The sequence below is a fragment of the Micromonospora sp. ALFpr18c genome, assembly GCF_008868155.1.
Classification (GTDB): Bacteria; Actinomycetota; Actinomycetes; order Mycobacteriales; family Micromonosporaceae; genus Micromonospora.
Genome location: NZ_WBKR01000396.1, coordinates 1 through 1,407 on the forward strand (window position 1 = coordinate 1; position 1,407 = coordinate 1,407).

Here is a 1,407-nt window from a genome sequence, read left to right on the forward strand (position 1 = left end):
AGAGGGTGGTTCGCAGTGAATTGATCTGATCTATGCGTTGCGTCCGGTTGGAGGCCTTTCGGTAGGTCCGCCATGGATAGCGACTGGTCGATTTGTGGGATGTGAGCTTTAGTCGTGACTGTCGGGCGGCTGGGGCGTTAGGCCGGTCATGGGTGATCGAAAGCGGTATCCCAGTGACGTCAGCGACGAGCAGTGGGCGTTGATCGGGCCGTTCCTGGACGCGTGGAAGGCCAGGCGTGTGTCGGTGTCGGTGTCGGGCCGTCATGGTGACTACGACCTGCGGGAGATCGTGAACGCGATCTTCTACCAGAACCGGACGGGTTGTCAGTGGGCGTACCTGCCGCACGACCTGCCGCCGAAGTCAGCCACCTACTACTACTTCGCCCTGTGGCGTGACGACGGCACCGACCAGACGATCCACGATCTGCTGCGCTGCCAGGCCAGAGAGAAGGCCGGCCGTCGGGAGGATCCGACCGCGGTCGTGTTGGACACCCAGTCGATCCGGGCCGCGAACCACGTCCCGGCCGCCACGACCGGTAAGGACGCCGGCAAGAAGGTACCGGGACGCAAGCGGGGCTTGGCCGTGGACGCGTTGGGACTGATCATCGCGGTCGTCGTGACCGCGGCGTCGGTCACCGACAACGCCATCGGCATCCGGCTGCTCGACAAGGTCACCGAGCACACGCCGACGGTCACCCGCGCCTGGGTCGACGCCGGGTTCAAACAGGACGTAGCGCTGCACGGCGCCGTCCTGGGTGTCGACGTCGAGGTCGTCAAACGATCCGATACCAAGCCCGGGTTCGTACCGATCCGCAAGCGGTGGATCGTCGAGCAGGTCAACGGCACGTTGATGCTGCACCGTCGCCTCGCACGCGAGTACGAGAGCCGACCAGAATCCTCGGTGTCACGAACCCTGTGGGCATCGACAGCGAACATCGCGCGGCGACTGACCGGGACCAGCACACCCTCCTGGCGGCACCGGTGAACCTTCCCACGGTCCTCGACCTGATCGCCGACCGCGAAACCACCACACGCCACGACGCCGACCGGCTACGCGAGCAGATCACCGCACTGACCGGCGAACTCGCCCGCATCGACGGCGAACTGGCCGACCTGGCCACGACCCGCACCACCCTGCGCACTCTCGCCGCAGCCGAGTTCACCGCCGACGACCCGACGATCACCAGCGCCCCCTACCAGCAGATCCTGCACGTCCTCGCCACCGCGCCCACCGGCATGCGCGCCAAGGGCATCTGCCTCGCCCTCGACGTCGAACCCTCACCGAAACACGTCGAAGGCACCCGCGCGAAGCTGAAACGCATGGTCAACCGCCAGGTCCTCACCGAAGACGAGCCCGGAGTATTCACCCTCGCCCAGAAACGGACCTAACACTCCGAACCACCCTCT

General features: G+C 65.8%; 2 protein-coding genes. Both read left to right on the plus strand.

Annotated features, from left to right (window positions below):
• Positions 1-148: 148 nt before the first annotated feature.
• Entirely contained in the window at positions 149-985 is an 837-nt protein-coding gene (locus tag F8271_RS31370) for an IS5 family transposase (protein ID WP_151493386.1), read from the plus strand.
• Complete coding sequence (locus F8271_RS31375) at positions 982-1,389, plus strand: hypothetical protein (RefSeq protein ID WP_151493387.1); 408 nt, start codon at positions 982-984, stop codon at positions 1,387-1,389. Before F8271_RS31370 ends, F8271_RS31375 begins: the two co-directional genes overlap by 4 nt.
• Positions 1,390-1,407 lie beyond the last annotated feature (18 nt).

What these genes read in the sequence shown, in the direction of transcription:
- F8271_RS31370 (WP_151493386.1), top strand. Translation starts at nt 149, where the DNA reads ATGGGTGATCGAAAGCGGTATCCCAGTGACGTCAGCGACGAGCAGTGG.